Annotated in this window: 28 protein-coding genes; 12 read left to right on the top strand and 16 right to left on the bottom strand. The window is 57.5% G+C overall.

Annotation, left to right across the window (positions count from 1 at the left end; all coding sequences use genetic code 11):
• Positions 1-16: 16 nt before the first annotated feature.
• From ACR0JB_RS00535 to ACR0JB_RS00525, 3 genes are read right to left on the bottom strand one after another with little or no spacing between them, the layout of a single operon-like run.
• On the bottom strand, positions 17-3,058 hold the full coding sequence (locus ACR0JB_RS00535; protein WP_170395451.1) for an efflux RND transporter permease subunit: 3,042 nt from the start codon (positions 3,056-3,058) through the stop codon (positions 17-19).
• A gap of 10 nt (positions 3,059-3,068) precedes the next feature.
• The gene (locus tag ACR0JB_RS00530; RefSeq protein ID WP_480789609.1) at positions 3,069-4,106 is read right to left on the bottom strand and encodes an efflux RND transporter periplasmic adaptor subunit; all 1,038 of its coding nucleotides are present in this window, start codon (positions 4,104-4,106) and stop codon (positions 3,069-3,071) included.
• Positions 4,103-4,570 carry a MarR family winged helix-turn-helix transcriptional regulator gene (locus tag ACR0JB_RS00525; RefSeq protein WP_170347866.1) on the bottom strand — a complete coding sequence of 156 codons (468 nt, stop codon included), beginning with the start codon at positions 4,568-4,570 and terminating at the stop codon, positions 4,103-4,105. Before ACR0JB_RS00525 ends, ACR0JB_RS00530 begins: the two co-directional genes overlap by 4 nt.
• Before the next feature lie 165 nt (positions 4,571-4,735).
• On the opposite strand from ACR0JB_RS00525, the gene ACR0JB_RS00520 reads away from it, so the two are divergent.
• On the top strand, positions 4,736-5,860 hold the full coding sequence (locus tag ACR0JB_RS00520; protein ID WP_170395448.1) for a beta-ketoacyl-ACP synthase III: 1,125 nt from the start codon (positions 4,736-4,738) through the stop codon (positions 5,858-5,860).
• Positions 5,861-5,888: 28 nt separating this feature from the next.
• On the opposite strand, the gene ACR0JB_RS00515 is transcribed toward ACR0JB_RS00520, so the two are convergent.
• Positions 5,889-6,353: a hypothetical protein gene (locus ACR0JB_RS00515; RefSeq protein ID WP_174821524.1), complete on the bottom strand. Its 465-nt coding sequence runs from the start codon at positions 6,351-6,353 to the stop codon at positions 5,889-5,891.
• A 272-nt stretch (positions 6,354-6,625) separates the two neighbouring features.
• On the bottom strand, positions 6,626-7,087 hold the full coding sequence (locus ACR0JB_RS00510; protein WP_170347863.1) for a hypothetical protein: 462 nt from the start codon (positions 7,085-7,087) through the stop codon (positions 6,626-6,628).
• A 356-nt stretch (positions 7,088-7,443) separates the two neighbouring features.
• Here ACR0JB_RS00510 and ACR0JB_RS00505 point away from each other — a divergent pair, with 356 nt between their 5' ends.
• Complete coding sequence (locus tag ACR0JB_RS00505; RefSeq protein ID WP_170360506.1) at positions 7,444-8,022, top strand: thymidine kinase; 579 nt, start codon at positions 7,444-7,446, stop codon at positions 8,020-8,022.
• Here ACR0JB_RS00505 and ACR0JB_RS00500 read toward each other — a convergent pair.
• The 5 genes from ACR0JB_RS00500 to ACR0JB_RS00480 all read right to left on the bottom strand — a co-directional run bounded on the left by ACR0JB_RS00500 (position 8,019) and on the right by ACR0JB_RS00480 (position 11,215).
• A complete protein-coding gene (locus ACR0JB_RS00500) occupies positions 8,019-8,969 on the bottom strand; it encodes a 2-hydroxyacid dehydrogenase (protein WP_170395444.1) in 951 nt (316 codons plus the stop codon). The two genes, ACR0JB_RS00505 and ACR0JB_RS00500, sit on opposite strands and share 4 nt — an antisense overlap.
• Positions 8,969-9,307: a tRNA-binding protein gene (locus ACR0JB_RS00495; RefSeq protein ID WP_170395442.1), complete on the bottom strand. Its 339-nt coding sequence runs from the start codon at positions 9,305-9,307 to the stop codon at positions 8,969-8,971. Before ACR0JB_RS00495 ends, ACR0JB_RS00500 begins: the two co-directional genes overlap by 1 nt.
• The gene (gene proC / locus ACR0JB_RS00490; protein ID WP_170395440.1) at positions 9,300-10,115 is read right to left on the bottom strand and encodes a pyrroline-5-carboxylate reductase; all 816 of its coding nucleotides are present in this window, start codon (positions 10,113-10,115) and stop codon (positions 9,300-9,302) included. Before proC ends, ACR0JB_RS00495 begins: the two co-directional genes overlap by 8 nt.
• A gap of 36 nt (positions 10,116-10,151) precedes the next feature.
• The gene (locus ACR0JB_RS00485; protein WP_170347858.1) at positions 10,152-10,652 is read right to left on the bottom strand and encodes a type III secretion system chaperone family protein; all 501 of its coding nucleotides are present in this window, start codon (positions 10,650-10,652) and stop codon (positions 10,152-10,154) included.
• A gap of 314 nt (positions 10,653-10,966) precedes the next feature.
• Positions 10,967-11,215 carry an accessory factor UbiK family protein gene (locus ACR0JB_RS00480; protein ID WP_037308471.1) on the bottom strand — a complete coding sequence of 83 codons (249 nt, stop codon included), beginning with the start codon at positions 11,213-11,215 and terminating at the stop codon, positions 10,967-10,969.
• A 97-nt stretch (positions 11,216-11,312) separates the two neighbouring features.
• Here ACR0JB_RS00480 and lgt point away from each other — a divergent pair, with 97 nt between their 5' ends.
• From lgt to ACR0JB_RS00460, 4 genes are all read left to right on the top strand, one after another.
• Positions 11,313-12,200, top strand: coding sequence for a prolipoprotein diacylglyceryl transferase (lgt, locus tag ACR0JB_RS00475; protein WP_170395438.1), 888 nt, complete (start codon positions 11,313-11,315; stop codon positions 12,198-12,200).
• Complete coding sequence (locus tag ACR0JB_RS00470; protein WP_170395436.1) at positions 12,197-13,264, top strand: class I SAM-dependent methyltransferase; 1,068 nt, start codon at positions 12,197-12,199, stop codon at positions 13,262-13,264. Before lgt ends, ACR0JB_RS00470 begins: the two co-directional genes overlap by 4 nt.
• Positions 13,261-14,019 carry a peptidoglycan editing factor PgeF gene (pgeF, locus tag ACR0JB_RS00465; protein WP_170347855.1) on the top strand — a complete coding sequence of 253 codons (759 nt, stop codon included), beginning with the start codon at positions 13,261-13,263 and terminating at the stop codon, positions 14,017-14,019. The genes ACR0JB_RS00470 and pgeF overlap by 4 nt, the downstream gene beginning before the upstream one ends.
• Positions 14,020-14,750: 731 nt before the next feature.
• Positions 14,751-15,533 carry a Hint domain-containing protein gene (locus ACR0JB_RS00460; protein WP_170408988.1) on the top strand — a complete coding sequence of 261 codons (783 nt, stop codon included), beginning with the start codon at positions 14,751-14,753 and terminating at the stop codon, positions 15,531-15,533.
• Between the two features lie 116 nt (positions 15,534-15,649).
• Here ACR0JB_RS00460 and ACR0JB_RS00455 read toward each other — a convergent pair whose 3' ends face one another.
• Positions 15,650-16,150 (bottom strand): Lrp/AsnC family transcriptional regulator, encoded by a 501-nt coding sequence (locus ACR0JB_RS00455; RefSeq protein WP_170374263.1) that lies wholly within the window; start codon positions 16,148-16,150, stop codon positions 15,650-15,652.
• A 226-nt stretch (positions 16,151-16,376) separates the two neighbouring features.
• Here ACR0JB_RS00455 and trxB point away from each other — a divergent pair, with 226 nt between their 5' ends.
• From trxB to ACR0JB_RS00430, 5 genes are all read left to right on the top strand, one after another.
• The gene (trxB, locus tag ACR0JB_RS00450) at positions 16,377-17,318 is read left to right on the top strand and encodes a thioredoxin-disulfide reductase (protein ID WP_170395432.1); all 942 of its coding nucleotides are present in this window, start codon (positions 16,377-16,379) and stop codon (positions 17,316-17,318) included.
• A gap of 4 nt (positions 17,319-17,322) precedes the next feature.
• Positions 17,323-17,781, top strand: a complete 459-nt coding sequence (locus ACR0JB_RS00445) for an RES family NAD+ phosphorylase (RefSeq protein WP_480789608.1) — start codon at positions 17,323-17,325, stop codon at positions 17,779-17,781.
• 69 nt (positions 17,782-17,850) lie between these two features.
• Positions 17,851-19,521, top strand: a complete 1,671-nt coding sequence (locus tag ACR0JB_RS00440; protein WP_480789607.1) for an adenylate/guanylate cyclase domain-containing protein — start codon at positions 17,851-17,853, stop codon at positions 19,519-19,521.
• A gap of 216 nt (positions 19,522-19,737) precedes the next feature.
• Positions 19,738-21,456 (top strand): bifunctional sulfate adenylyltransferase/adenylylsulfate kinase, encoded by a 1,719-nt coding sequence (locus ACR0JB_RS00435; RefSeq protein WP_170347849.1) that lies wholly within the window; start codon positions 19,738-19,740, stop codon positions 21,454-21,456.
• Positions 21,457-21,576: 120 nt separating this feature from the next.
• Positions 21,577-22,425 (top strand): hypothetical protein, encoded by an 849-nt coding sequence (locus ACR0JB_RS00430; RefSeq protein ID WP_480789606.1) that lies wholly within the window; start codon positions 21,577-21,579, stop codon positions 22,423-22,425.
• Here ACR0JB_RS00430 and ACR0JB_RS00425 read toward each other — a convergent pair.
• The 4 genes from ACR0JB_RS00425 to ACR0JB_RS00410 all read right to left on the bottom strand — a co-directional run bounded on the left by ACR0JB_RS00425 (position 22,422) and on the right by ACR0JB_RS00410 (position 24,934).
• A complete protein-coding gene (locus ACR0JB_RS00425; RefSeq protein ID WP_170347847.1) occupies positions 22,422-23,297 on the bottom strand; it encodes a glycosyltransferase family 10 fucosyltransferase in 876 nt (291 codons plus the stop codon). The two genes, ACR0JB_RS00430 and ACR0JB_RS00425, sit on opposite strands and share 4 nt — an antisense overlap.
• Positions 23,294-24,181, bottom strand: coding sequence for a PhzF family phenazine biosynthesis protein (locus tag ACR0JB_RS00420; RefSeq protein WP_480789605.1), 888 nt, complete (start codon positions 24,179-24,181; stop codon positions 23,294-23,296). The genes ACR0JB_RS00425 and ACR0JB_RS00420 overlap by 4 nt, the downstream gene beginning before the upstream one ends.
• A 109-nt stretch (positions 24,182-24,290) precedes the next feature.
• Complete coding sequence (locus tag ACR0JB_RS00415; protein WP_170347845.1) at positions 24,291-24,515, bottom strand: DUF1150 family protein; 225 nt, start codon at positions 24,513-24,515, stop codon at positions 24,291-24,293.
• Positions 24,516-24,520: 5 nt separating this feature from the next.
• Positions 24,521-24,934 carry an Hsp20 family protein gene (locus tag ACR0JB_RS00410; RefSeq protein ID WP_170347844.1) on the bottom strand — a complete coding sequence of 138 codons (414 nt, stop codon included), beginning with the start codon at positions 24,932-24,934 and terminating at the stop codon, positions 24,521-24,523.
• Between the two features lie 164 nt (positions 24,935-25,098).
• Here ACR0JB_RS00410 and ACR0JB_RS00405 point away from each other — a divergent pair, with 164 nt between their 5' ends.
• Positions 25,099-25,323 (top strand): YdcH family protein, encoded by a 225-nt coding sequence (locus ACR0JB_RS00405; protein ID WP_058280035.1) that lies wholly within the window; start codon positions 25,099-25,101, stop codon positions 25,321-25,323.
• Between the two features lie 91 nt (positions 25,324-25,414).
• Here the strand turns inward: ACR0JB_RS00405 and ACR0JB_RS00400 are convergent, their stop codons facing one another.
• Entirely contained in the window at positions 25,415-26,800 is a 1,386-nt protein-coding gene (locus ACR0JB_RS00400; RefSeq protein WP_480789604.1) for an FAD-binding oxidoreductase, read from the bottom strand.
• Positions 26,801-26,837 lie beyond the last annotated feature (37 nt).

Below are 26,837 nucleotides of genomic sequence, written 5' to 3'. Positions count from 1 at the left end.
CGCCGCCCGGTACCAGTCAGGCCTGTGCAACCTCGCGTTTTTCATCGCGTGCAAAGAACACCATGTAAAACACCGGAGCCGCGACCATGGTCAGGATCGTGGCAAAGGCCAAACCGCCCATAATCGTCACCGCCATCGAGCGGAAGAACGCGTCCGTCAGCAACGGTGCCATCCCCAGAATGGTGGTGATCGCCGCCAGCATCACAGGGCGCAAACGCGAGACAGAAGCTTCGACAATCGACTCGCGCAGGGGCTTGCCGGTGGCGCGGACCAGATCAATCTCTTCGACCAGAACGATCCCGTTCTTGATCAGCATCCCCGACAAGCTCAGCAGCCCCAGCAGCGCTGTGAAGGTGAACGGCAGACCCGTCCCCAACAGCCCGATCACGACGCCGTTCACCGACATCGGCACCAACAGCCAGATGATGATCGGCTGGCGGATCGCGTTAAAGATCAACACTGAGATCAGCACCATGATCAGCAGGCTCAGGGGCAACTGACGTCCTAGGCTTTCGTTGGCCTCGCCAGCGTTTTCGAACTCGCCCCCCCATTCCATGCGATAACCGGGTGGCAGGTCCATATCTTCGATGGCCGCGCGTACCTCAGAATGGACCTGTGCCGCCGTCATGCCGGGCGGGATATCAGCCCCGACGGTGATCGTCAGCACCCGGTCACGACGATGAACCAGCGTGTTGAGCGGCTTGTATTCGAACCCATCGACCATTTGCTCGATTGGAACGAACTTTTGCGATTCTTCTGAAAACACCACCTGATCGACGATCGAATAATCCCCGTCCGCGGGACGACGTATGATGATGGGGATCAGACGGTCCCGCTCGCGGAATTCTCCGGCGGTGATCCCGTCCGTCGAAAACTGCAACGTCGCGGCGATATCTTCACGGGACACACCTGCGGTCTGCGCCCGCTCGGTCGCATAGATCGGCTGCACAGCCAGCTCCTGCTCGCGCCAATCATGATAGACGTTCAGAGCATTAGGGGAAGCCTCGCGCATTTTCAACACCGCCTCATCGGCCAGCTGGCGCAATACCTTCGGATCACTGCCCGAGAACCGGGCTTGGATTGGGTCTCCGCCGCCCGGGCCGAAGATCAGGCGTTTGGTGCGGAATTTGCCCTCGGGGAATTGTGCCTGCCCAAACGCTTCCAAATCCGCCTGCAAAACCGGAATGTCATCCAGCGTTTCAGTGCGAATGATCATGTGCCCATAGCTGGGGTTAGGTTTTTCGGCCGAATAGGTCAGCAGGAACCGAGTTGCGCCCTGCCCGACAAAGGTGGTGACGGACACGACATCATCGCGCTCGGCCAGCCAATCTTCGAAGACTGCCATATCCTCAGCCGTGCGCGCGATGGGCGTGCCTTGCGGCAGGTTGTAATGCACGAAGAACAGCGGCGTGTTCGAGTCAGGGAAAAACTGCTGTTTTACCAAACCAAAGCCCGCGAAACAGGCCACCGTTACCCCGACCAGCGCGGCAATCACCAGCCAGCGCATCCGCAAGGACCACCGCAGGATCGCACCGTAGACACGGAACATGATGCCGCCATAAGCGTCCACCGCGCCCTCTTTTCCCTGCTTGAAGAAGTAATGCCCCAGCATCGGCGTCACCGTCAGCGCCAGAACCCAACTAAGCAGCAACGAGATACCAATTACCGCAAACAACGAGAATAGGAACTCACCCGTCGCGTCCGGGCTAAGGCCAATACCGGCAAAAGCCATGATGCCGATGACCGTCGCCCCCAACAGCGGGATTTGCGTTTTCGATGCCGCCTCATCAGCCGCATCGCGGGAATTTTTACCGCGCAGCATGGCGATCTGCATTCCCTCGGCCACCACGATGGCGTTGTCCACCAGCATCCCCATCGCAATGATCAGGGCGCCCAGCGATATCCGCTCCATCTCGATCGAGAAGATCGACATGAACAACAGTGTCCCCACTACGGTCAGCAGAAGGGTCGAGCCCACGACCACCGCCGCGCGCCAGCCCATGAAGATAGCCAAAACCGCCACAACGATGCTGACTGACATGGCCAGGTTCACCAGAAAGTCGTTCGAGGCCTGTTCGACCACCACATGCTGCTGATAGATCGGCAGGATTTCGACCCCAAAGGGAATCTGAGGGTCCAACTCGGCGAATTTGGCATCGGCACGCTGGCCGACTTCGACGATATTCTCGGTCGACAGACCCGCGATGCCCAGCGTGAACGCCTCAGTCCCGTTGAACCGGATCATGACCTCGGGGTCGGTCTGACGGCCACGGAAGACGTGCGCCATGTCGAATAGGTTGATCACCTGCCCCTGCGACCCCAACGACAAACCGGCAATGGCAGAAACTGTATCTGACCCTTCGGCCGTCAGGATCGTGGTGCGGTCATTCTCAGTTCGGACCGATCCCGACGCATTAACCGAGTCCGCGTTGGCAATGGCCTCGTTGATGGACGGGATAGGTACGTTCTGGTTGACGGAAATGGCCAGATCGGGTTCGACAAAGATCGCCTCGTCCGGCAGGCCCATAACCTCAACATCCGCGACACCGGGAACGGTCAGCAATTCGCGCCGCAAAAAAGTGGATAACTCATGCTTTTCAGCGTCCGAAAACCCTTCGGCCGTGACAGCGTAAAACAGGCCGAACACATCACCGAACCCGTCATTCACCATTGGTTGGCTTACGCCCGATGGCAATGCACGCGATGCGTCGCGCACCTTGGCGCGCAGCTTGGTCCAAATTTCAGGCAGTTCTGTACCGTCATAAGTCGATTTGATCTCGACCTCGATCAGCGAAAATCCCGGTTGGTTGACCGAGGTGATCGTATCAACCTCGCCCATCTGCTGGATGGCAGATTCCAATGGCTCCGAGACCTCGAGCGCCACTTCTTCGGCTGTGGCGCCTGGGTATTGCGTTGCTATGACGGCATTCTTGATGGTGAAGGCCGGGTCTTCCAGACGACCCAGCGACAGGAAGCCCCAAATGCCCCCAAACAGGGCAATCAGGATGATCAGCCACGTATAAATCGGCCGGTCGATCGAGGCGCGCGCGATGTTCATCTGTTTGCCCTCAGTTCGCAAAGCCAGCAAAGCGGCGTACGGCCTGACCGTCGGTCAGCGCACTGCCGCCAGCGACAACGATTTCGTCACCGTCCGACAGACCGGTCAGCACTCGGACCTCGCCGGTCTGGGTGGGCTCGATGGTGACAGGAACGTATTGAACGGCGCCTTCGTCGGCGCCAACTGGCGAAAACACCATGACGCCCAAAGCTCCATCAGCGCCTGCAACGATGGCCGCGGCCGGAATGACGATACCAGTTCGGCCATCCGCTACCTGAACAGTCACGGTCACGGACGAGCCCGGCAGGATTTGCAAACCCTCCGGCGGGGTCAGGCCGAACTGAATGCGGAAGGTCTGCCCCACGGTTGAGCTTTCGGCATCAAACTCACGAATCTGAAGGGGGAATACCTCGTCACTGGTCGGGAATTTCGCAGTGATCGTATAGCTTTCTTCCTGACCCGAACGCTGAAACAGAATCTCGGGCACATCGACTTCGATCCGCAATTCCGACATGTCGTGAATGCGCACGATGGGGGCGCCAGCTGACACGGTGGTAAAGGCTTCAACTGCCCGGCTGGACACTAGCGCGTCGAATGGCGCGGTCAGAGTCGCATGTTCAAGATCGTATTCCGCATCCCGCACTGCGATATCAGCCAGTTGCGCCTCTGTCTCCGCATCGTCCACGGCCACTTGGCTGGCGGTGGTACCCCGCAATCGAGACAAGCGAGCCACGGTTCGGTCCGCCTGATCCTTTTGCAGGACCGCGCGGTCGTACCGGCGCTGGAAAGGTGCTTGATCCAGCTGCGCAATCAACTCACCCTTGGGGATCACAAAACCTTCGGTCACCGGCATCTCAACAATCTGACCCGAGACCTGAAAGGCCAGATCAACGGTTTGTCGGGCGGCCACGCGCCCAAAGAACTGGCGTGAAAAGCCCGGTGCGGTTTCGCGCACCTGCATCAGCTTGACCGGCTTGGCGGTTTCTTGAGCCAGAACCGGTGTCGTCAGCGCGATCAGGGTCGCACTCAGAACAGAGAGGAGTTTCATTTCGTCAATCCCTCGGGAATTCCTGTTTTCAGGATGTTATCTCGGATTTTGCGCGCCAATCGCGCGAATTCGGCAGTTTCTTTTGCATCCAATCCGGATGCGCGGTGGAAAAGGTCACCGGCTTCGGACACCAGCATATTCCGGGCCTCTTCGCCCTGCTCAGTCAGAACCAGCAACCAGGCACGGCGGTCTTCGGGGTCACGTTCACGCGTCAGATAGCCAGCTTTTTCCAAACCGTCCGCCGTGGCGGTTATGGTCGAAGGGACACTCAGCATGTCGGCCGCCAGAACGCCCATACGCTTGGGTTGATCCAGTTTGATCAACATGTGGCATTCCGGATGGCTAAGTTCCGTTTCAATGCAATCGAACGCCTCTTCCAGCTTCCAGTACAGGGCATACACACCCATGATTGACTGGATTTCAGGGCTTAGGCGGCCAAGCCTGTCGCTTATGTTGTCTGGCATTGGGAGCTCCGTGTGTCCGTGGCGTCATATACTTCAGATTATGAACCATTCAAGTTGTGAAGCAGTAAATTGACTGGTTTCGCTGCATTCCCTTGGGTCACCTTCTCTTGATCAAAACCCGCAGCGACTGCATTTTAAGCGGATTCGAAACATTCAGGACCCGCCATGTATACGCCCGCAATCACCGGCACCGGTGTTTTCACGCCCGAGAACGTCATCACCAACGCCGAGCTTGTCGCCGCCTTCAACGCCTATGCCGACACGCAAAACGCCAAGAATGCCGACGCGATTGCAGCGGGTGAGATTGAACCGATACAGCATTCGTCCGTAGAATTCATCCTCAAGGCATCGGGTATCGAGAACCGATATGTTATGGATAAATCCGGTGTGCTGGACCCAGACGTGATGCATCCCCTGCTTCGCCAACGCGGCGATGACGAACCCGGCATCATGACCGAAATGGCCGTGGATGCCTGCAAAAAAGCGCTGGCTCAGGCGGGTCGCAGTGCCGAAGATGTCGATCTGGTGATCTGCGCCGCGTCAAACCATGAACGCGCCTATCCTGCGATCGCGATCGAGATTCAGCAGGCGTTGGGCATTGACGGCTTTGGCTTCGACATGAATGTCGCATGTTCCTCGGCCACGTTCGGTATTCAGGCAGCAGCAGATATGATCCGTTCGGGCTCGGTTCGATCGGCGTTGGTGGTGAACCCCGAGATCTGTTCGGGTCACCTGGAATGGCGCGATCGCGATTGCCACTTTATCTTCGGCGATGTGGCCACGGCCACCTTGGTCGAGCGGATCGAAGACGCGACGGGCCCGCATTTCGAAATCCTCTCGACCCGCTGCGCCACATCCTTCTCGAACAATATCCGCAATAATAATGGCTTCCTGCGCCGCTCGCGCCCCGATGGGGTGATCGACCGGCGAGACATGCAATTCATGCAAAACGGCCGGAAAGTGTTCAAGGAAGTGCTGCCGATGGTCAGCAAACACATCTCGGATCACATGGAATCCGAAAGGGTTGGCAGCAGCGACCTGAAACGCCTGTGGCTGCATCAGGCCAACAAGACGATGAATGATTTCATTGGCAAAAAGGTACTGGGACGCGAACCCGAAGCGGGTGAACAACCCAATATCCTGCAGGACTATGCCAACACATCCTCAGCTGGGTCGATCATTGCATTTTCCAAATATTCAGATGACCTGACGGACGGAGATGTCGGGCTGATCTGTTCCTTTGGCGCTGGGTACTCAGTGGGATCGGTGATCGTGAAGCGGCGCGGGTGAAAAGAAGCAACAAACAGATATTACAACGCTATAGGTTCTTATTGGCCTTAGCCAACAGCTTTCTGCTCTGGAGTGACAGATAAGGGGTCACAGTGTCGATGCCCAAACCTCGGCGCTGCAAGAATACGGACAGCGCATACGCCCGAGATGGTTGGGTCATGTATCCGAACCAACCAGCATCGTCTGCCGCCTGCAACTGAAACACTCCGAACCCTGCAATGATACAGCCAAGGTCGGTTACCAATTCATGCGCGGGCTCGCCTCCGGGCACGTCATGCTCCATCCCTGCCAAACGCGCGTGCATCAATTCATGCGCAAGGAGGTTGATGAACTGCATAGGGCGGTGCATTTGCTCGGGATCATATCGAATAACAGATACATTTTCGACTTTCTCATGTGTTCCCGCGACCGACGATGTTGATTGATAAGTGTGACGATATTCGACAGACAAAACGTCCAAAGGAAGCAGGTCGACCTGAGACACATAATTCATGTGCCTTTTGATATCATGAAGCACAAGTTCAGCGGTGGCCTGATCGCTACCTCCGGGCGCCTGAAAATACGCCTTAGTAGGCAGGATTGGCTCGGATGGTGGTTCGAACTTCTCATCGAACCAGTCAAAACATTCGTGAATCCAATACCTTAGATCTTCAGAAACAGGTGATCGAGACCAGAACACGTGCGCCCCTTTCTATTAAAGGCGACCCCTTACATTAGGATGAAATCAAATAACCTCGGGATAGACGGGCAAGCCAAGAAACAACCTCAGCTTACGCTTTCCTCTTCCAGATGCAGCTTCATCTCGATCAGCACCTGTTGCAGCAGGCTGGTTTCCTTGAGCAGGCGTTTGGCCTCGTTCACGGTGATGATGCCGTCTTCGATGGCGGCCTGATATTCGGTCATCAGCATGGCGAACCGCTGGCTCAACGCGATCACGTCCGAATTCACCCCACCGGTGCGCGGGCTTTCGGTGTTGCGACCGTCATACGACAGCGTGATGTTTTTCAGATCGGCCAGCGCCGAGGTCACATGCGGGTAGTTTGACACAGCCTCAAGCCGGGCCACGGCGTCCACGGGCATGAACCGGTCGGCGTGTTCGGCATTGTCTGAATAATACCGCCCCAGAGTCGCCTTGGATTTTCCGGTGATCTCACACGCGGATTCAATGCCGACGTCTTTGACCAACGCCTCTGTGTGCTTTTTCAGGTAGGCCCCGATATCTGCCATGTTTGTACCTTTGCTGCCTGTGCCCTCCACAACATCTGCAACTGTGGGGGAAAGGGACAGGAAATTTCCCATATTCGATTCATAGTTGAAATGTCATAAATTGGCTATCCCTCAGATATGCAGGGGTTTTGTGAGTGAGTGGCGGCCGTTCCGGCCGGTAAAGAGTGATTGCGGGGCGCAATTTAAGCCTCGTTTGGTATAGGCCGCATGTTGGCCGACGGCGTCGCTGTTGTAGGCGCGGGGGATCCATCCCCTTTGAGCGTACGCTCTGTCCCTGCAATGACAACGGCGACGTCGCTTCCTTAACGGGTTTTGATGCCTTGCCCAGGCAGGTCTTGCCAATTAGACCCGGGTGCATGGCAAAGCTCTACTTCAATTATTCCACCATGAACGCGGGTAAATCGACCGTGTTGCTGCAAGCCTCGCATAACTATCGTGAGCGGGGCATGGACACCTATTTGATGACCGCTGCCCTGGATGGGCGCGCTGGTGTCGGGAAAATTGCGTCGCGGATCGGGATTTCCGCAGACGCCGATACGTTCACAACCGAAGATGACGTCTTTGCCATGATCCGAGCGCGGCTGGATCAGGGCAATATCGCCTGCGTTTTCATAGATGAGGCGCAATTCCTGACGGAAGATCAGGTCTGGCAACTGGCCCGTGCGGTAGATGACCTAAACGTGCCGGTATTGGCTTATGGGTTGCGAGTGGATTTTCAGGGGCGTCTATTTCCGGGCTCAGCAGCACTGTTAGCTCTGGCTGATGAAATGCGTGAGGTGCGCACCATCTGCAAATGCGGGCGCAAGGCGACGATGGTGATTCGTCAGGATGAGAACGGCAACACCATCACCGAAGGTGCACAGGTGCAGATCGGCGGGAACGAGACCTATGTCTCGCTCTGCCGCAAACACTGGCGCGAGGCGGTCGGATCTTAGACCGGATTTGGCAGCGGCCGTCCCTCGACAAAGGCCGCCACGTTGTCCAGTGCCATATGGCCCATGTCGCTGCGCACTTCCTCGGTGGCTGTGCCAAGATGTGGTAACAGGGTCACGTTATCCATATCACGCAGCGCCTGCGGAACGGCGGGCTCGAATTCATACACGTCCAGCCCGGCGCCCGCGATCTGGCCGGACTGTAGGGCGGCGATCAGGGCGGTCTCGTCAATGACCTCACCGCGGGCGATGTTAATCAGAATGCCTGAAGGGTTCATTGCCTCTAACACCTGTGCGTTGATCAGGTGACGGGTTTCAGCCCCGCCAGGCACGGCAATCACGAGGAAATCGACCGACGCCGCCAAAGACGACAGGTCGGGGATATATTCAGCAGGAAACTCTACCTCCTTCAGGCTGCGTGACTGATACGCCACCTGCATCGCGAACCCGAAATGACAGCGCCGGGCAATGGCCTGACCGATCCGGCCCATACCAACGATTCCGACGCGCTTACCGGTAACGTGGTGGCCCAGCATCTGCGTTGGATGCCACCCTTGCCATTTTCCTGCGCGGACCAGCCGTTCGCCCTCGCCCGCACAACGAGCTGTGGATAACAACAGGGTCATGGCGATATCGGCCGTCGCATCGGTGACTGCACCGGGCGTGTTGGTGACCGCGACACCAACGGTGCGCGCGGCGTCGACGTCGATATGGTTGTAACCGACACCAAAATTGGCCAGCAGTTTGCACCGAGGGTTGGGGGCATCCGCGAAAATCTGGGCCGAAAACTGGTCACCCAATGTGGGCACGACCACATCGAAGTCCCTTAGTGCGCGTAGCATTTCCTCGGACGTCATGGGCAAGGTGTTGCTACGGATTTCCACATCGAATGCGCAGCGAGCGCGGGCCTCGACGGAGTCAGTCATTGGGCGGGCAATTAACAGTTTCATCAGTGCATCCGCCCGCCGATAGGAACTTCGCCATCCGGGCCGATCAAGACCACTTCACCGTTTTCATCGGGCAAGCCTAGTACCAGAACTTCAGACATGAACCGACCGATCTGGCGCGGGGGGAAGTTCACAACGGCCATCACCTGCTTGCCCACCAGCGTCGAAGGATCGTAATGCGCGGTGACCTGAGCTGAAGTTTTGCGCTCACCAATCTCATCCCCGAAGTCGATCCACATCTTGATCGCAGGCTTACGGGCCTCTGGGTAAGGTTCGGCCCGGATCACCTCGCCCACGCGGATGTCGACCTTGAGAAATTCGTCGAATGTAATCTCACTCACGGGACAGCTCCTTGGATCGATCTGTCGCAGCTTTGACTGCACGGTGCAGCAGGTCGGGGAAACCTTCTTCCTCGTGCATCAGCACCTCAAGCGCGGCTTGGGTTGTGCCGTTAGGCGATGTGACATTGACGCGCAGTTGCGAGGGGTCTTCTTCGGCCGCCATGGCCAATGCCCCTGCCCCGGCCACAGTGGATTTGGCCAGCTTCATCGCCAGCTCATGTGGCAAGCCCTGTGCCTGACCAGCGGCGGCGAGCGTTTCAATCAGGTGAAAGACATAGGCCGGGCCTGACCCGCTGAGCCCGGTGACGGCGTCCATCTGCGCCTCATCTTCCAGCCGAACGGTCTCGCCGATGGCAGACAGCAGGTTTTCAGCCAATGCCACATCGGCGTCCGAAGCCTTCGCATTGCCGATAAGCGCCGTGATTCCCTGCCGGATTGCGGCTGGCGTGTTCGGCATGGCGCGCACGATCGGGGTGTCTTTGCCCAGAACGGCCTCGAACGTGGCGATCGATGTCCCCGCTGCGATCGAGACAAACAGGCTGTTACCTCCGCCCAACGCTTTGATCGCAGGCAGCGCCTCGCCCATCATCTGCGGCTTGACGGCCACTAGTACCACGGCGGGGGCCTCGGGCAGCGGGGTGTTGATGTTGACGCCCTGCGCCTTAAGCCAGTCCGAGGGGTTAGGATCAATTACCCAGACCGCTGACACAGGAAGGCCATGCTCTAACCATCCGGCGAGCATGGCCGATCCCATCTTGCCGCACCCCAGAAGAACCAGCCCCTGTTCGGCAACGCGTGACATGTCCATGATTGCCCCTCTCCTCATTCGGTTCGGGGCAAAGCTTTACGCGCGGCCGTAGGCCTCTGCAATGGCGACTTGTATCGCTTCTTCGGGGGTCCGATTGCCCCATGTGACCAACTGGATCGCCGGATAGTAGCGCTCGGCGCTCAGCACCGCGGCGCTGATCATCGTGTCGATCTGGTCCGGGCTGGCCATCTGACCACCGGCCAGAACCAGACCATAGCGATAAACCATCAGCTTTTGATTGGCCCAGTACGTAAATGCCCCGGCCCAGCACTGATCATTCATCTTGTTCAGCAGTTCATACAGCTTGGCTTCGCGATCCGTCGGTGGCTCCATCTCGAACGAGCACACCATGCGCAGGGTTTCGTCATAGTTCGACCAGGCCAACGTGATCGAGTATGTGCGCCACTGCCCTTCGACGGCCATGGCAATCTGATCATCCCCGATCCGGTCAAAGTCCCAGTCGTGATGCTCAGCAATATGTTCAACAATATCGATCGGATGAAGGTCTTCTTCGAGAAACTGCTCGGAAAGGGCCATAATGCCACCTCACTAATCTCTAGCCTTTTAGGGGCTGGCAGCACCCCAATGCTAGTTGCTTACTCTACAAGCCGGGGCCAACCCCGTCTGCCTGTACTAAATATGGTGCGATGCGAGATGGGTTCTGGCAACCCTATTTATTGGGGATAACAGCAATAAGTTGTGGACAGTCGGCAACGGCGATCAAAATATTGGAACGAATTGTAGCTTTGTCTTGATTAATCTCAGCAGGGCGGCATGATGCACAACACCGCACAACCCAAGTTCGGATTGCGCGGCGGATAGCTTTAGCCAAAAATCAGATTGTTGGGGCGTTACTTGTCCAGCTTTGCCTCAAGCGCGGCTATGCGGGATTCCAGCGCTGCGTTTTCTTCGCGCGCTTTTTGGGCCATCGCGCGAACGGCGTCGAATTCTTCGCGTGTGACGAAATCGCGGTCGGCCAGCCAGCGGTCGATCATCGACTTCATCGCATTCTCTGCCTCTTCCCGTGCGCCCTGGGCCACGCCCATGGCGTTGGTCATCAGTTGGGAAACATCATCGAGGATCTTGTTGCGGGTTTGCATGGCTCTACTCCGAAATCGCGGTTGGTCTCTATATGGGGAATGATTACTCCGGGCTCAAGGTTGACTTGCCCTGCAAACCCCGGGCAATGAGACGCACATGCAGGCTGTTCTGAATTTCCCCGATCTGTCGCCCGAGTTGTTCTCGATCTCATTGTTTGGGATGGAGTTCGCCCTGCGGTGGTACGCGCTGGCTTATATCGTTGGCATTCTTATTGCTTGGCGGATGGGCATTGCGGCGCTGCGGCGCCCGGCTCTGTGGCCCGACAAGACGCCCCCGATGAAGCCCGAACAGCTTGAAGATCTGATTACCTGGATCATCCTCGGTGTGATTCTAGGCGGGCGCCTGGGATTCGTGCTGTTCTACCAGCCCGCCTATTACCTTTCGAACCCGCTGGAGATTCTCAAGGTCTGGCAGGGTGGCATGGCGTTCCATGGCGGGCTGTTGGGGGTAGTAATCGCCTCTTATCTTTATGCGCGACGCCACCAAATTCCGGTTCTGTCCATGGCCGACCTGATCGCCCATACAGTGCCGCCAGGGCTATTGCTCGGGCGGTTGGCGAATTTCACCAACGCCGAGTTGTGGGGACGCCCCAGCGAATTGCCTTGGGCGGTGATCTTCCCCGGAGCGGCGGCGCAGGATTGCCCCGGTGTTGTGGCCGGGATGTGTGCGCGACACCCATCACAGCTGTATGAAGCCGTGTTAGAGGGTCTGTTTCTCGGGCTTGCACTGCTGTGGCTCGCTTATCGACGCGGCGCGTTTCACAAGCCGGGCCTGATTATGGGCGTCTTTCTGGCAGGCTACGGTGCTTCGCGTTTCATTGTCGAATTCTTCCGGCAGCCCGACGCGCAGTTTATCTCGGCCGGGAATCCGCTGGGGCTGGCCTGGCATGTGGGCGGCTATGGTCTGACAATGGGCCAGTTGCTGTCACTGCCGATGATTGCCCTTGGCTTGTGGTTCGCCCTGCGTGCAAGATCGAAGGCATGAGCCTGCAAGATCATCTGCTGGCGCGTATTGCGCAGGACGGCCCGATGAGTGTGGCCGACTACATGACCGAATGCCTGCTGCACCCGACGCATGGCTATTACACCACCCGTGACCCTCTGGGCACGCTGGGCGATTTCATCACTGCCCCCGAGATCAGCCAGATGTTCGGAGAATTGATTGGCCTGTCCCTGGCCCAAAGCTGGATGGATCAGGGCCACCCCGAGCATTTTGTGCTGGCCGAGCTTGGACCAGGGCGTGGCACGTTGATGGCCGACATGCTGCGCGCCACGTCCCGCGTGCCGGGCTTCAATGAGGCCGCCGAGGTCGTGCTGCTTGAAGCCTCGCCTGCTCTACGTGACGTACAAGCGCAGACTTTGAAGGATCATATCCCGCGCTGGCTCGACTCGGTCGCCGACCTGCCCGAAGCGCCGTTGTTTCTGGTCGCGAACGAGTTCTTCGACGCCCTGCCAATACGACAGTTCCTGCGCGACCGCGATGGCTGGCGCGAGCGGTTGATTGGCCGCGATGGCACCGCGTTAACTTGGGGATTGGGTCCACATGCAGATCAGATCGCCCTCAAGGATCGGTTGAACGACACTGCTGATGGTGATCTGGTCGAACTGTGTGCCGCTGCCATTCCCATCATTACCGTGGTTGCTGGGCGGATTGGCACCCATGGCGGCGCAGGATTGATTGTGGATTATGGCGACTGGCATTCGCTTGGCGACACGTTTCAGGCACTGCAGGCACATGAACGCGCTGATCCTTTGGCCCAACCCGGTCAGGCTGACCTGACGGCACATGTGGATTTCGAACCACTGGCACTGGCGGCCCGCGCCGCTGGATGCGCCCATTCGCGCCTGACACCACAGGGTGTATTTCTGGAGCGCCTGGGAATTGCCACCCGCGCACAAGCCCTTGCAGCGCCACTCGGCGGGTCTGAGCTTGAAGCGTTAATTGCCGCACATCGCCGGTTGACGCACCCCGATGAAATGGGAAACCTGTTCAAAGTGCTGGGCCTCTACCCCACCCCTTCCGCACCACCTCCGGGATTGGAGCCATGACCTTGGAAATTCTGACCTCTGATTTATTGGCCCCTGTGCGCCACGGGTTCTTCAGCCGACGCGGCGGGGCGTCATCGGGTATTTTTTCGGGCCTCAACTGCGGCTATGGCTCATCCGATCAGACCGAAGCGGTCACGGTAAATCGCAAGCGCGTGGCGCAGGCGATGGACGTCACACCCGAAGCCCTGGTGGGCATTCATCAGGTCCACTCTCCCACCGTTCTGACTGTCGACGCCCCGATCAACGGTGACAAACCAAAAGCCGACGCGGTGGTCACGGCAACCCCTGATCTGGCCCTGACGATTCTCACCGCCGACTGCCAGCCGGTCCTATTTGCCGATTCTGACGCGAACGTGATCGGAGCTGCGCATGCCGGATGGCGCGGCGCTTTGGATGGGGTGCTTGAGGCAACGTTGGACGCAATGGAGGCGCTTGGCGCCAAGCGGGAAAACACCGTGGCGGTAATCGGCCCCTCGATCTCGCAGGCGGCATATGAGGTCGGGCCTGAATTTCTGGATGAATTCGTCGCGGATTCTCCGAAAAACCTGCAGTTTTTTGCGAATGGAACGGGCGACCGACTGCAGTTCGACTTGCCTGCTTTTGGCCTGCACAGGCTGCGTCAGGCGGGGGTCGGACAGGCCGAATGGACACGCCATTGCACCTATTCTGACCCCGACAGATTCTACTCGTACCGCCGGTCAACCCACGCGAAAGAGGCAGATTACGGTCGCCTCATTTCCGCCATAAAACTTTAAGACTGGGCCCGAATTGTGGCGAAATCGCCGCTTTTTTGCCGCAATTTTCCTATCTATTCGTGTCTCGACAATTTGATAATTATTGTCCGCTCTCAGGTGTTTATCTGCCGATTCTCCAGTAGAGCGCGACGCGATCAGAAAAGAGGAAATGCAAAACTTCATTTGTCCTGAATTCAATCCGGATCAGCCTTATCGCCGCCGTAATGAGCGGGCAGACTTAGGTGTCAGAGGAAAACGGGGCGTCAGTTCCCAAGCGAGCAGGACACAAAAATGAAAACGAGATCACGCTTTCTAAGCGCCGTACTTGTGGCCACCAGAGAGCAAAAACTGGAGATGCCGTGGAAACGGGTTTCCAGCAATTCGGTCAGAGTTGCGCGCCGCCTGGCGGCCCGACGCTGATGATGACTTACCCGCGAACCAAGCTGCCGGTTCCGGGGAATAAGACGCACAACGGAGGGGTGCTCCGATCCGGTGTGCGGCCTGCCGCCAATATTTGCGCGGCTCAATACCGGGGCGTGTGTGCGCTGGCAATTTCGCCTGCGTTTGTATGAGTTTGTCTGGGGGGTCATTGTGCTGACCAAAAATGTAGGAACTTCCTTCGCAAAAAGCGATCTGCGTTTCTGTCGCCTTGCGTGTCGCCGCTTTCTTCCAAGACATGGAAATAACCGATCAGGCTGGCCTGTACGGGGGTCTTGCCTGCCTGCGCGGTTTTCAGAGGGGACGGAATTGTAATGGCTATTCCAAATTCTTTATCACGCGCCGCCAGAAATGCTGTTGAAACCTCAGCATTGCTGCGCGAGGCGCCAAGACCGACCACACAACACAAGGCGCAGCTGCGGCGCTATGAGGTCAGTACGCTGATGAAAAACGGCGATGTGGTCCAGACCCGCCATATCGCACCTGCCCTGCCGATGTTCGAGGACGCGTTCTGCGCCTTTACCCGTGGGGCGTTGGTTGAAACAGAACTTGGCCCGATGGCGATCGAAGACTTGCTGCCTGGCGATACGGTCCTGACACAAGATGGAGTGTCGGAAACGGTGCTGTGGAAAGGGTCGGTCACCCTTATTCCTGGCCGCGTGGATTCGCGGGGCCGGACGCGCCCGTTAACACGGATCATGGCCGACACATTCGGGATGCAAAAACCGATGTCCGGTGTGATCGCTGGCCCTGCTGCGCGAATCGTGGGCACGCCCGCGCATTTGCGTCATCTGCACGGAGACGAACAGGTGCTAACGCCGGTCCACGAATTTCAGGATGGTATGGGTGTCATTGAAACCCTGCCACCAACGCCGGTCGAACTGTTTCACATTTGCCTGAAACGGCACTCGGTCATTCGGGTCGATGGTCTGCAATTCGAATCTTATCACCCTGGCACCAATGCAATTCGCCGGGTCAGCCGGTCGCTAAGATCGGTCTATCTGAACCTGTTCTCGCATGTCGAATCACTCAATGATTTCGGCCCGCTGGTCATGCCGCGCGCGGGGGATGGTGAGGTGGACGCAATTTCCGCCTAGTTTAAAACGAGTTCTGCAATGTGGGGGCATTATGCAGTTATTAGTCAGTTGGATGGTCTCTATGTCGGTGGCAGCCTTCCTGCCACAGATGAAACCGCATCCGAAACATCGGGAATTCAGGCCGTTCGGTTCATGCGTTCCTCGAGAACGTCGAATGGCACGCCTGGTTCGTCTTTTGCGCCGCGGATAACAAGCGATGTCTTGACGCTGGCCACATTCGGCGTGGTCAGCAGCTTGCCGGTCAGGAACTGCTGAAAACTACTTAGGTCAGGCGCCACGCATTTCAGAATGAAATCCACTTCGCCGTTCAGCATGTGGCATTCCCGAACCAAAGGCCATTCGCGGCAGCGTTCCTCGAATGCGGTCAACTCGGCTTCGGCCTGACTTTCCAGACCGACCATGGCAAAGACTTGAACCTCAAACCCCAGCTCGCGTGAATTTACATCGGCATGGTAGCCGCGGATCAGACCTGATTCTTCAAGGGTGCGTACGCGCCGCAGGCAAGGCGGGGCAGAAATTCCCACACGTTTTGCCAATTCGACATTGGTCATGCGACCGTCTGCCTGCAATTCCGCCAGAATCTTGCGGTCAATCTCGTCCAGCCGTATCGCGACCATCAAATACTCCTGAATTTTTCGGTTGTTATATCAGCACCCGGCAGATGCGCAATAATCTTTCGTGAATGCGCAATATTGTTTATTTTCAATGTTCTTATTCAACCGTCATTTACCTAGCGTCTGACAGGCGTAAATCAGGAAGGGGCTTTAAGCGCGGCACAGGGGTCGCTATATCCATCCGCCAGGGGCCACGCGCCCAAATCAGGCAGATCGAGTTGGGGGTACCATGAGCGAGACACGTCACACCAAGGTTCTGATCATCGGATCGGGACCGGCCGGTTACACTGCGGGCGTATACGCAAGCCGCGCGATGCTTGAACCGATTCTGGTTCAGGGAATCGAGCCCGGCGGTCAGTTGACAACAACCACCGACGTCGAAAATTACCCCGGTTTCACCGAAGTTCAGGGGCCTGATCTGATGATCAAGATGCAAGAACACGCCCAGGCGATGGGTTGTGAGGTCATCGGCGATATCATCAGTGATCTGGATATCAGCAAACGCCCCTTCACCGCAAAAGGCGACAGCGGCAATATCTATACTGCGGACGCGGTCATTCTGGCCACCGGTGCGCGCGCCAAATGGCTGGGCCTGCCGTCGGAAGACAAGTTCAAGGGTTTTGGTGTTTCGGCCTGTGCGACTTGCGACGGCTTTTTCTATCGCGGACAGGAAATCGTGGTCATCGGTGGCGGCAACACCGCCGTGGAAGAAGCGCTGTTCCTGACCAATTTTGCCAGCAAGGTTACTCTGATTCACCGCCGCGACGAACTGCGAGCCGAGAAAATTCTGCAGGAACGATTGCTGAAACACGAAAAGATCGAGCCGATGTGGTTCCACGAGTTGGAAGAAGTGATCGGCACCGATTCCCCACTGGGCGTCGAAGGTGTGCGCGTCAAGAACGTCAAAACCGGTGAGATCACCGAGGTTCCCTGTAAAGGCGTCTTTGTCGCCATTGGTCACGCGCCAGCGAACGAATTGGTCAAGGACTCGCTGGAAACCCATATGGGTGGGTATGTGGTGACCAAGCCGGGCTCGACCGAAACCTCGGTGCCCGGTGTGTTCGCAGCAGGCGATCTGACTGACCACATCTATCGTCAGGCCGTCACCAGCGCCGGAATGGGCTGTATGGCCGCGCTGGATGCCGAGCGGTTCCTGGCGGAACAGGACTAGGCCAATGCTGGAGTTCTCCGGCCCGGTCTGGAGAATTCTGTTTCTCTCCCAAAGTGACGCCCCTTTGGCCCCTGCCCGGGCGCCCGAGGGGCGTTTTCATCATTCAGGGCAGATTGCTCTCTATGCCTCTCTCGGCGCCGAAGGCGCAGGGGTCGCCATTCGTCGGTATGTCTCGCCTGACGATCCGCCGCGGATATTGCAAAGAGGCCAAGTTACTGGTGCAAGACTGGTCGATCTGAGGGGCCAGTCCGATGCGTCGATTATCTGGCAGGATATCCACGAAGAACGGGGCGTTTCGCCGACATGGCGCTTCTCTGATCACGCCCGCGATATGGGTGCTGACGGGTTGATCTACAGCTCTCGGTCCCGACCGGAGCTAAGCCATATTGTGCTGTTCACTCTTTCGCCAACGATTATTTTCGCTGAAACCCAAGCAACCCCGTGGACACCGCCATTTACGTAACCATAACTTGACCCACTCGCGTCGCCGTACCAGACTCGGGAACACGCGCGGCGAATACAGGTGGCTTGATTGAAAAGCGTTTTATGGCAAGGCGGGTGGACAACCCGGCTTAGGATCATCAGCGGTCTTACCCTGTTCGCCTTTGCCTTCTTTCATTTCATCAATATCGGGTTGGGGCTGTTCCATACCGATTACCTGCACGGCATGCAGGATGGGCGTCACGCAGTTACCCGGCACAGTCTGGGCAGCGTGATCTTGTATCTGGCACTGTTCGTCCACCTTGGCCTTGCGCTTTATTCCATCAGCCAGCGCCGGACGCTACGCATGCCCTTCAGCACGGCCTTGCAGGTCATTCTGGGGCTGTTGATCCCGCTGCAACTGATCTCGCATATCGTGCAGACGCGCTATGCCCACGAAATCTATAACGTCAATGACGAGATGGGATACATCATCATTCTGATGTGGCCCAACTCGGCGATCTGGATGCAAAGCCTGCTGTTGCTGGTGGTTTGGGTCCACAGTTGCATTGGGCTGCACATGTGGCTGCGACTGACCCGCTGGTGGTCCAGATGGGTGCCTTACCTGATCGGTCTGGCGGTATTTGTGCCCAGCTTTGCGCTGGCTGGGTTGCTTACCGAAGGGCGCCGCATCTGGGCGGATTTTGCCGATCCGTTCCTGCGCGATCAATATATCGAACATTACAACTGGCCCACGCCCGAGGCCTTTCAGGTCATGTTCAGTGTCAAAGACAATGCGTTAATGGCCTTCTGGATCGCCTTGGGGGCCTCGCTGGCGGTATATGCTATCCGCAAACTGTGGCGCCGCAGGCACTCGGTCCGGGTCAAGTATGTCGATGGCCCCGAGGTCGTGGCAGAAAAGGGCATGACCCTGCTTGAGATTTCGCAGGCCAATGGCATTCCGCACACGGCCCTTTGCGGGGGCAAGGGGCGTTGCACCACCTGTCGCGTGATCATTGAGGATGGCGCGGATCAACTGCCCAACCCGGATGAGGTTGAAACCCGCAGCCTTGCCGCCGTCAGCGCCCCGATTGGTGCAAGGCTGGCCTGTCAGATACGGCCAACCGCCCCCCTCACTGCGTTTCGGATGTTCCGCTCTGATGGCAAGCGCGGACGAGCCCATGCCAGCCAAGGGCAGGAACGCAAGCTGGCGGTTCTGTTTCTCGATATGCGCGGGTTCACATCGCGGACCACGGGCCAGTTGCCCTATGACATCGTATTCCTGCTGAACCGTTTCTTTGATGCCATCGTCCCGGCAATCACGGCGGATGGCGGGGTGGTCGACAAATACATGGGCGACGGCTTGCTGGCCGTGTTCGAAACCCCGAATGCCAAAGACTCGGCCCGTGCCGGGCTGAAGGCCGCCGCCGATGTCAGCCGCGCGCTTGAGTATTTCAATCAACAGCTTCAAACCGAAGGCAGCCCCCGGATACGCATCGGAATGGGTCTGCATCTGGGCGATCTGGTACTAGGTGAAATCGGCGCTGCAGGCAGTTCTGCGCGCACCATCATCGGCGACGCGGTTAATGTGGCCAGTCGTCTTGAAGGCCAGACCAAGGCGCTTGGGGCGGAACTACTGGTCTCGGCCGAATTACTGCAGGCGGCTGGGTATGACGGCGATCTGTCCGGACTGCAATCGTTTGAGCTGCGCGGCGTGACACAACCGGTTTCCGCGCTGCCGGTGACGCGCGCTGCGGACCTTATGACGGACAAGGCCGCCTAGGAACGGATGTACTGAATTCACACGACAGGCGCGTGTCAGCGGGATACAAGTCGGGAAAAGCTGCGTCAGGCGAAAAATCCTTCCATTCCGGACAAAAACCGCGCATATCGTCCTTAATTTCGTGAATGTATATGGACTTCGCCCAACAGCCGGGGCACATGCCCCATAAACACCCCTGAATCACCGATAAAACCGCACTGCGACAAGAGTATTCCTATGACGATGTTAAGCAATCTGGCTCCGATCTCTGAACTGTACGTTTCGTACGAGTCGGCGCAGAAATTGAAAGTGGAAGCTGCCGACCTGACCAGCTGGGACCTGAGCCCGCGTCAGATCTGCGATCTGGAACTGCTGATGAATGGCGGGTTCAACCCTCTCAAAGGGTTCCTGAGCGAAGCTGACTACGACAACGTCGTCGAAAACATGCGCCTGGCCGACGGCACCCTGTGGCCGATGCCCATCACGCTGGACGTCAGCGAAGATTTTGCTGAGACCATCGAATTGGGTCAGGACATTGCCCTGCGCGATCAGGAAGGTGTCATTCTCGGCACCATGACCGTGACCGACCGCTGGACCCCGAACAAAGCGCGCGAGGCCGAAAAGGTCTTTGGCGCCGATGACGATGCGCACCCGGCGGTGAACTATCTGCACAACGTGGCTGGCAAGGTCTATCTGGGCGGCCCCGTAGTCGGCATTCAACAGCCGGTTCACTATGATTTCCGTGGCCGCCGGGACACGCCGAACGAGTTGCGCGCCTATTTCCGCAAGCTGGGCTGGCGCCGCATCGTTGCGTTCCAAACCCGCAACCCCCTGCACCGCGCACACCAGGAACTGACCTTCCGCGCCGCGAAAGAGGCGCAGGCCAACCTGCTGATCCACCCTGTCGTTGGCATGACCAAACCGGGCGACGTCGATCACTTCACCCGCGTCCGCTGCTATGAGGCGGTTCTGGACAAGTACCCGGCATCGACCACCTCGATGTCGCTGCTGAACCTGGCGATGCGCATGGCTGGCCCGCGCGAGGCGGTCTGGCACGGCCTGATCCGCGCCAACCACGGCTGCACACATTTCATCGTTGGCCGAGACCACGCCGGTCCGGGCAAGAACTCGGCGGGTGAAGATTTCTACGGCCCCTACGACGCGCAGGATCTGTTCCGCCAGTTCCAGGATGAAATCGGCGTCGAAATGGTTGACTTCAAACACATGGTCTATGTGCAGGAACGCGCCCAGTACGAACCGAATGACGAGATCGCAGACAAGGACAACGTCACGATCCTGAACATCTCGGGCACCGAGCTACGCCGCCGTTTGCGCGAAGGGCTGGAAATCCCCGAATGGTTCAGCTTCCCTGAGGTTGTCACCGAACTGCGCCGCACGTCACCGCCCCGCTCGGAACAAGGCTTTACCGTGTTCTTCACTGGTTTCTCGGGCTCGGGCAAATCCACCATCGCCAACGCGCTTATGGTCAAACTGATGGAAATGGGTGGCCGTCCGGTCACATTGCTGGATGGTGATATCGTTCGTAAGAATCTGTCGTCTGAACTGGGTTTCTCGAAAGAGCACCGCGACCTGAACATCCGTCGTATTGGTTACGTGGCTAGTGAGATCACCAAGAATGGCGGCATCGCCATTTGTGCGCCAATCGCGCCCTATGCCACCACCCGCCGCGCGGTACGGGAAGATATCGAACAGTTCGGTGCCTTCTGTGAGGTCCACGTGGCCACCAGCATCGAAGAATGCGAACGCCGTGACCGCAAGGGCCTGTACAAGCTGGCACGCGAAGGCAAGATCAAGGAATTCACCGGTATTTCCGACCCTTACGATGTACCGGCCAACCCCGAACTGAGCGTCGAGACCGAAAATGTCGATGTCGACAACTGCGCCCATCAGGTGCTGCTCAAGCTGGAAAGCATGGGTTTGATCGCCGCGTCTTAAGCGCAGGCAATTCCATTCAGGCGGCCTCCGACTTTCGGGGGCCGTTTTTTTGTAGGCACGATTGACAAGGCGCTGGCCAATTGGTGCATTTGCCTGACTTGATTTGGACGCAACACGCCTATGCCCTCTGACCTGCCCACCATAGCCAGTTTCTGGTTCGGATCAGATCTAAGTTGGCTAGAGGCATTGTGCATCCAATCCTATCTGGATCGGGGTCACCGGTTTATTCTTTATACCGGGCACGAGATCGAAGGCGTTCCCGCAGGGGGCGAATTGCGGCCCGCCAGTGATATCCTCTGGCCCGCGCCGTTTGATATGCCTGCAGGTGACCGGCGACGCGTCGCGGTTTTTTCCGACATTTTTCGTCTGCGACTGATGCAGAAAACCGATTTCATCTGGGTGGATCTGGACGCCTATTGTGTCAGGCCCTTTGCCTTTCCATCAGCGTATATCTTTGGACAGTCCCATACCGGAAATTTCCTGACCGGTGTGTTGCGCCTGCCAGCAGACTCGCAAACGCTGGCGCACATGCTGGGCTTTGTGACTGCAGCCAACCCGACCCAGCCCTGGCGGGGCGGTCCGCTGCACCGGCGCAACCGTCAACGCATCCGGGACGGTGAGACCTGGGGGATCGAGAGCCTGCCCTGGGGCAGTTCCGGCCCCAAAGCCTTTGCACATTTCCTGCGCAAGACCGATGAGGACAGCCATGCCATGCAAGCGGAGGCGTTTTACCCTCTGTGCAAGCATGATCTGTGGAAATTGCACAACCCGTTCACCCCGACCGCACAGATTGAAGGCGACATGGTTCATTCCGTCCACGTCTATGGTCATCAGAAACGGCTGATGGCGCAGAACATGGGCGGTTTGCCGGTGCGTGGATCGTATCTGCAGCGGCTATGCGATCGGCACGGGATTGACCCCGAGGCCCGTCCAATTCTGCAAGAAGGCTGGTTGGCACCCGCTGGTTAGTTCGGGCCCGCGTCTAGTTCAGCGCGCAGAAGGCGCACGGCTCTGCCCTCAAAATCCCCATATTCTGCTGCGTGTTGCTGGATCGCCTGCAGATGCGGCAGGCGCGCGGCGAAATCCTCGATTGATGCGGATTGGATCGCGCGCTGAATATCCTCTTTGGTTTCGCACAGGATCATACCAGAGGTATCGAAGAAATCGCCGATATTTGGGCACCCCCAATAGATCGGGACCGAGGAGCACAAGATCGCATCCGTCAGCTTTTCCGAAAAGTAATTCTTCTCACGCACGTTCTCGATCACCACAGAATAGCGATACGGTGCTAACCCGTCGGATTTGAGATCAAACGGAGTGTACCCCCGGCCCATGATATCAACATCTGCACCAGTTTCACGCACCCAGTCGATCACCGAATGGCGCAACTGATGCCCTACAAGATCGCGCTTGGCCGAAGCAATCAGCGAACAGGATTTGGTTTTCTCAACCTTCAGGTCCTGCCAGTCGGGCACCATCGTCACGCCATACGGCAGGAACACTGCATTCGGGATGTTGTGTAGCAGCACGTCATGAAAGGTCAGCACCCGGAAGAACCGCCGCCATGTATATCGCAGCATCCGATCATGTTTGGCGTGAATGGCCGAAGGCTCGCCCATCATCAATGAAATCCGCGCGCGGGTACCGCGACGCAAGCGCAGATGCACGGTCGAGTTCGGGTACATGATCAGGTGATCGGTGCGCTCCAGATCACCCACCGTCTTGCCGGTCAGGCGATCCGGGCACCCTTCGGGCCAGATCAGTTCGGACAGCGAAACCGAGGCCAGTTTTGGCCCCAGCCGATGCCCATATGGCAGGATGGCAATGGCAGGTCGTGTCATTGTGTTGTCTCGGGCAGATCAACCTGCCCCCGCATCAACACATGACCGCGCCCTGCGACTTTGATACCGGTCATCGCATCGGGTGGGCCAACGCGTGTGACAACAGCCTGACCGGGGCGGCCCATGTCATGGCCTTGTTCTGCGATGAAACTGTCTTTGGGCATTAACCCGTATTTCCACAGATAGGCCGCCATGGCACCGGTGGCCGATCCGGTGAACGGGTCTTCGGGCGGGCTGGGTGGCGCCATCAACAGGCGTGAGAACGTGTCGCCCGCATTTGTCGCGCCCTTCATCGTCACAAGGAACGGTTCCGCCATATCGGTGCCAGAAAATCCGGCCTTCGCGGCCACTTTGCGCAGTGCCTCAAGATCCAACTGTGCGGCGCGCAAGGCCTCATGATCACGCAGAACCGTAATGCAGAACGGCAACCCGGTGGACACAAATTGCGGCAGTGAGATTATCGCATCCTCGGGCAGGCTAATGGCGGCCGCAACCAGATCGACGGGAACAGGATTGCCGAATTTCGGCGCGACCTGTGTCATTTCGATCTCGTCCCCGTTCAAACGAATCGAAACGATCCCCGCGCCTGTTTCCAACGTCAGTGCATCGCCTTCAACCAAACCACGGGACCGCATCGCCGCTACAGTTGCAATTGTGGGGTGTCCGGCAAAAGGGATTTCCTTGCTGGCCAGAAAATAGCGCACCCGGATTTCGGCCACATCAGATGGTCCCGTGAACGTGCATTCAACCAGAGAGGTTTCGCGCACATAAGCAGTGCACACATCTTCGGGCAATTCAGCCCCGCCGTGAACCACGGCGCAGCCGTTGCCGCCAAAGGCGCGATCACTGAAGGCGTCTACCCAATCGAAATCGAACCAGCTCATCCGCAAAATCCCCTGATGCAGAGTAAATCAGCCGGGCATGTCATGCCGGTTCGTATGTGTCGCGCTTGTTGTTGGGATTGTCACGCCGAAAAATAACCGGCGGGGCCGTTCAGTGAACGGCCACCGGTGACAGATCGTGTTCACGGGCCAGGAAAAAGGCCATCTTACGATCTGTCACGAGCGCAAGCTGCTGGCCATCGGAATCGTGAACCGCGTACAACTGATCCAGATCGCCTGCCTTATCCCGGACATCGCGGGGCAGATCGGCAACATCGACGGTTTTCACATAAACGATGCGGTCGCCTTCGGCGTTATATTCAATCGGTGTATTCATAGCTCTTACCCCTTTTTTATGTTGATCGTTTGCACCACGGTCTCAGGCACGGCGCGGGTCAGGTCCACATGCAGCAGACCGTTCTCCATGATCGCCTCGCCCACCTCGACACCATCGGCCAGCACGAACATGCGCTGGAACTGGCGCGCGGCGATGCCGCGATGCAGAAAAATGCGCCCCTCGCTGTCGTCGCGTTGGCGCCCCCGGATCACAAGCTGGCGATCCTCGATTGTGATCGACAAATCCTGTTCCGCGAACCCAGCCACAGCCAGGGTGATGCGGTATGAAAAGTCCGAGGTCTGCTCAATATTATAAGGCGGGTAGCCTTCGTTACCGGCCTTTGCAGACCGTTCCAGAAGACGTTCCAACTGCTCGAACCCCAAAAGATGCGGGTATGAGCCAAGAGTAAGTTTTGACACGTATTTTCGTCCTTTATTGCCAAAGCGACGTGTGATGCGGCCCCGTTCCGGCAACCGCGTATAATAGAATATGGGTTTATGCCGTGATGTCCACAAGGTCTGGCCGGATAAACCCTGACACACTATCTTGTGTCACAAGCACCACAAAAGGCACTGAGTCGCTCATGAATGCGCCAACAGATCTTTCGATGAAAACAGATGAGGTTTTGCGGGTTGAACTGGAGGTTTTTCGCCGCCAACACCGTGATCTGGACGAGGCGATCGAGGCGCTGCAGTCCACCGGCACAGCCGATCAGTTGACGATTAAGCGACTGAAAAAGCAAAAACTTCGCCTGAAGGACATCATTCGCCTGATCGAGGACCGTTTGACGCCGGACATCATTGCCTGAAAACTCCACCACTCGGTTCACACGCACATTCAAGGCGCTTATGAACCGAGTTTTGCAGTGTTATGTCATATTCAAACGGATGACATCTGTTTCAAGGTGAAACATTTGCGTTTGCGCTAAAGAAATTGGTCGGATCGTATTTCCGCTTAACCTCTTTCATTTGAACAAGATTTTCACCGAATGCCGTCTCTATCGCACTGTCTTCATCGGCGCCCAGATAGTTCAGATAAGTTCCGCCCGTGGAATAGGGCGCAATTGCATCATGCATGGACCGCGCCCAAGCAATCTGATCAGCGTCATCCGCTGGATCAGTCCACAGCGGTAGTATCGCAATCAGATAGTCGTGACCGCGTTGCGCAAAGGCGTTGTCCCCATTCGATTTGGACTTCGCTGCGCCAGCGCAATGTTCGATCAGAATGCCCGAACCGGGTATTGTCATCCCTTCGGATTGTGCAACGATCGTATCAATAGCCTCATCCGTCAGCGCGTTGAGATATGCAGATTTCCAATAGTTCCGGCTGCCTGGACCATAGGCCCCATCCAGCATGCTTTGTTTGGCGGGGAACGGCATCTCGTGCAAGTCGACGACCAAAGGTTCTCCGATCTCCGTCAGGGGTTGGATTGCCTGACGCCCAGCTTCCTTATCGTCTCCAATCCAACACGGCACCATAGCTGTTAGCGGCGTTCCATCCGGTCCCCACAACAACCCTGCATAGACCGTCAGTTCATCAGGTGCCCGTGAAACGATATCCCGAAAACCTCGCAGCACTTTGGCGGCGTCGGCTCGGGGATATGCAATCATGCCCCCCAACACCGTGGACAGAGGATACGCCCTGTAAAGGAATGACGTCACGATGCCGAAATTTCCGCTGCCGCCGCAGATGCCCCAATAGAGGTCTGGATTCCTGTTCGCATTCGCAGTTCTGATCGAACCGTCCGCCGTTACGACTTCGGCCTCGATAACGTTGTCGCAGGTTGGCCCGTATTTTCGTGCCATCCAGCCGAATCCGCCACCCGTCGTCAATCCGCCAATACCTGTCTGCGATACGACGCCCAATGGCACAGCAAGGCCGTGAAGATGTGTTTCGCAGTCTACATCCCCCAACGTGGCCCCGCCCTGAGCGCGTACGGTTTGGGTTTCTGCATCAACATGGACCGCGCGCATGCAGGACAGGTCAATTACGAGGCCATCATCGCAGACGGCGCGCCCACCCACGTTATGACCGCCACCTCTTACCGATACCAGTATGTTGTTTTCAAACGCGAACCTAGCGGCCGCCGCGACATCGGCGGTGCCGTGGCACCGCAGTATTGCACCGGGATACTTGTCAACCAGCGCGTTCCAAATACTGCGCGCACCGTCATACTCGGGGTCACCGGGCAAAATCAGTGCCCCGCGAATTTGCGATTTGAATGCCTCAATACTGTCCTGCGGCACGGCTTGGCCGTCCCGGTTTTTCAAAACTGTATCTGTCATGGGTACCTCCTCGGGAACCACTGTCCCGCGATCAAGT

Source organism: Ruegeria sp. BI7 (genome assembly GCF_056537925.1).
This window is presented reverse-complemented; position numbering and strand designations above follow the sequence as displayed.